At 67.2% G+C, this 3,885-nt stretch carries 3 protein-coding genes and 1 pseudogene; 1 reads left to right on the top strand and 3 read right to left on the bottom strand.

From position 1 onward, the window contains the following. The first annotated feature begins 137 nt into the window (after positions 1–137). Positions 138–947, top strand: coding sequence for a hypothetical protein (locus VNC39_RS06875; protein WP_325397506.1), 810 nt, complete (start codon positions 138–140; stop codon positions 945–947). A gap of 98 nt (positions 948–1,045) precedes the next feature. Here VNC39_RS06875 and VNC39_RS06870 read toward each other — a convergent pair whose 3' ends face one another. The 3 genes and pseudogenes from VNC39_RS06870 to VNC39_RS06860 form a co-directional block, all read right to left on the bottom strand. Beyond that, positions 1,046–2,077: a class I SAM-dependent RNA methyltransferase gene (locus VNC39_RS06870; protein WP_325397504.1), complete on the bottom strand. Its 1,032-nt coding sequence runs from the start codon at positions 2,075–2,077 to the stop codon at positions 1,046–1,048. A 223-nt stretch (positions 2,078–2,300) separates the two neighbouring features. Continuing rightward, on the bottom strand, positions 2,301–3,512 hold the full coding sequence (locus VNC39_RS06865; protein ID WP_325397502.1) for an acyl-CoA dehydrogenase: 1,212 nt from the start codon (positions 3,510–3,512) through the stop codon (positions 2,301–2,303). Next, positions 3,509–3,885: pseudogene (locus VNC39_RS06860) on the bottom strand (hypothetical protein); the annotation flags it as partial. The pseudogene VNC39_RS06860 and the gene VNC39_RS06865, both read right to left, overlap by 4 nt.

The following is a 3,885-nucleotide window of genomic DNA, read 5'->3' as shown; positions in this document are numbered from 1 at the left end:
CGTAATGCCGGATTGCCGCCCCCAGGGTGACAGCGCCCGCCTCAGCGGCTATATCACGCCCCTGCCTCTGACACGAAAAAACGGACCTCGCCTTGCGCCGCCACGCTTTGCCCTTTTTCCTGTTCCCGGGACTTCTTTTGCCGCTTGCCCTCGCCGGGTGCAGCGAGGGTTACTCCCCGAACACCTATGCCTCCAATGCCGCGCAGCAGGAGGCGATGGTGCAACGCGGGGTGATTATCGGCGTGCGGCAGGTTTTGATCAGCGCGAGTGGCGCGATCGGCGCGGCGGCCGGTGGCGCCGCCGGTGGCGTGGTTGGGGCACAAGTGCCGGGCAGCCCCGTCGCCAGTGCATTTGGCGCGATCGGGGGCGCCCTGGTCGGGGGCATTGGCGGCACGGCGGCCGAGCGGGCGGTCGCGGATGCCAAGGGCTGGGAATATATCGTCCAGGAGACCGGCGATAAGCTGGTGTCCATCACCCAGACGAGCAAGACCGCCCTCCCGATCGGGCAGCATGTGCTGGTGATCGCTGACACGCAGCAGGCACGGATCGTGCCTGATTATACCGAGCAGGCCTCAGCGCCGGCCGCCGCAACGGCGCAAAAACCGGCGCCCCAGGGGGCGAAGCAAGCGGCACCCCAGGTGGTCAAAACCGCCGCGCCGCCGAGCGGCGCCGCAGCCGCCGCCGTTCACGCCAACCCGCTCCCGCCGGCTGCGGGCGCAACCGTGCCCGCGGGGAATCCGCCCACGGTCCCGCCCGCCGGTGTCGCGGCGACGCCCTCGGCGCCCGTTTCCACGTCCAACGAGGCCGCGCCACCGCAAGCCTCGGGCGACCAGGGGGCGGCCGCCGGCATGCCCGCGGCAGCCCCCACGGCTACCTCTGTCCAGGTCGCGCCCGGCATCTCGATTCCCATTCCGCCGATAAGTTCATTCGCCGCGGCCAAGCCCTGACGGTCCTTCCTGAATGAGGCCGTACAGGTCTCACGGCCACCGGCCCGGACTCGAAGACGGTTTTGCGCCGCTTTTTTCAAAAAGCGGGCTCTGAAGCCTTACTTCCCCTTCCCGAACACCACCACGCTTTCGACATTCTCCGAGAACGGAAACTGGTCGATCGGCGTGGCGTTCAGCACATTGTAGCCGGCGCGGTGGAGTTGTGTTGCGTCAGCGGCCAGCGCATCTTGGTTGCAGCTCACATAGATCACGCGCGGCACGTTGGCAGCGATAAGGAAGCGCATCTGCACCGCCGCCCCGGTGTAAGGCGGGTCCAGCACCAAGGCGGCGCGGCCCGCCATATCGGCCGGCTGCAGCGGGCGGCGGTGCAGGTCGCGCTGCGCGATGCTCATGCGACCGGCAAGGTTCTGGGTGCGGATGGCCCTATCCTGCGCCGCCACCGCGCCAGCGTGGCCCTCATAGGCTTCTACCCTCGCACGCTGCGCCAGCGGAAATGACAAAGTGCCCGAGCCCGCGAATAATTCGGCGATGCAGGATTTTTTCGTGAGCTTCGGCAGCCCTGCCAGCACGGCTTCCACCAAAGCCGCCTCGCCCTCGGCGCTCGCCTGCAGAAACGCGCCCGGCGCTGGCTCGACTTTCACCCCGGCGAAGGAAATCACCGGCGGGGCGAGCATGATGGCCGGCTCCGGCTCATCATTGCCGGTGGCGATGCTGATGCGCAGCGCATTCTGCGCGCGGGCGAAGGCGATGATCTTGGTCCGGTCCGGTCCGGTGAACGCCGCATCCAGGCGCAGCACAATGTCCGGCCCTTCATCGAGCCAGTTGATGATGACGGAGCCGGCGCGGCGCAAAGCTTCCAAATGGCGCAGCAAACCCCGCAAGGGCGGCAGCAGGCGCAGGATCTCGGGGCGCAGCAGCACGCATTCCTGCATGTCGACTACCTCCGCGCCACGCGCCTGGTGCAGGCCGAGGGAGAGTTCCGCGCCGCGCCGCGTGACGCCGAGGTCCACACGCCGCCGCGTAGAAAGCGGCGTTTCCACCAGCGGGGCGATGGGCGCCGCCGGAAACCCGGCGCGCGCCAGGGCGTTTTTCAGGCGCGAAAACTTGTCGATGGCGTGGCGGTCATCCACGGCGCAGCCGCCGCAAATGCCAAAGTGAACACAATGGGTCATTCGCAAGTCCGGTAGCGCAAGGGGACAGCCAAGGGAAGAAAGAGGCCGCTTTTTTGAAAAAAAGCGGCGCAAAAAACTTTTGTTTTACGCTGGGCCGGAGGCGCTCGAACGGCACGGGCCCAAAGTTTAAAGAAGTTTTTTGCTTCTTTTTTTCAAAAAAGAAGCGCTTCCTTTCTTGCCTTTAAAACGCCGAAAGCCCCGTGATCCCGCGCCCGAGGATCAGCGCGTGCACGTCATGCGCGCCCTCATAGGTGTTCACGGTCTCCAGGTTCAGCATGTGGCGGATCACGTGATATTCGTCGACAATGCCGTTGCCGCCGTGCATGTCACGGGCGGCGCGGGCGATTTCCAGCGCCTTGCCGCAGGAATTGCGCTTGCAGAGCGAGATCATTTCCGGCGCCGCCTCGCCCGCGTCCATCAGCCGGCCGAGGCGCAGCACCGCTTGCAGGCCGAGCGTGATTTCCGTCTGCATGTCGGCGAGCTTCTTTTGCACCAGCTGGGTCTGCGCCAAAGGGCGGCCGAACATCGTGCGGTCCAGCGTATAGGCGCGCGCCGCCGCGAAGCAAAACTCCGCCGCGCCGAGCGCGCCCCAGGCGATGCCGTAGCGCGCATTATTGAGGCAGGAAAACGGGCCGCGCAGCCCTTTCACGCCGGGCAGCATGGCGTCGTCCGGCACGAAGACGTCCTGCATCATGATCATGCCGGTGATGGAGGCGCGCAGCGAGAACTTGCCCTCGATTTTCGGCGTCTCCAGCCCGGCGGCGCCGCGTTCGACCAGAAAGCCGCGTATGTCGCCCGCATCGTCTTTTGCCCAGACCAGCAGCACATCGGCGACCGGCGCGTTAGAGATCCAGGTCTTGGCGCCGTTCAACAGAAACCCGCCATCGACCTTGCGCGCCCGCGTGCGCATCGCAGCCGGGTCCGATCCCGCATCCGGCTCGGTCAGGCCGAAGCAGCCCACCCATTCGCCGCTGCGCAGCTTCGGCAGATAGCGGTCCTTCTGCGCCGCCGACCCGAACGCCCAGACCGGGTACATCACCAGAGAGGATTGCACGGAAAAAGCGCTGCGATAGCCGCTATCCACCCGCTCGATTTCGCGGGCGATCAGCCCGTAAGCGACATAGGAGACATCGGCGCAGCCATGGGAATCGAGCGTCGCGCCGAGGAAGCCCCGCTCCCCCATTTCGGCGAGAATGGCGCGGTCGAAGCTTTCATGGCGGAAGGCCTGCAGCACGCGCGGCTGCAATTTTTCCTGGGCGTAATCGTGCGCCGCGTCGCGGATCGCACGTTCGTCATCGCTTAACTGCCCCTCCAGCCGCAACGCATCGTCCCAGGCGAAGGCGGAAAACCTTCCCTTGAGGCGAGGCCCCGCGGCCGGAGCAGGATCATTCAAGCGGCCATGTCCGCGCCGCCATCCGGGTCCACGGTCACGGTCTCTTCCTCGACCGGCTCATCGAGGATCGCCTTCAGCGGCCCGCGGCGGCGGATCAGCATGAAGGCCGGAACGTCGTTGCCGAAGCCGCGCACCGGCGGGCCATCGGTCCGGTCGCCACGGTCGCCACGGTCGCCCCGATCGCGATCGCGATCACGGTCGCGCTCGCGGTGGCGCGTCTCCTCGCGGTCGCGCTGCGGTTCTTCGCGGCGCTGGTCGCGCGCCGGCCTGGCCCCACGGTCACGGTCGCGATCACGGTCACGGCCTTCTTCCTGCGGCTTGTCGCCCCGGCCGGGCCGCACCGGCTTGCCGCGGCCGCGGCCGCGGGCGCCCC

Origin of the sequence: Acidocella sp. (genome assembly GCF_035535915.1) — a bacterium.
Taxonomy (GTDB): domain Bacteria; phylum Pseudomonadota; class Alphaproteobacteria; order Acetobacterales; family Acetobacteraceae; genus Acidocella.
This window is presented reverse-complemented; position numbering and strand designations above follow the sequence as displayed.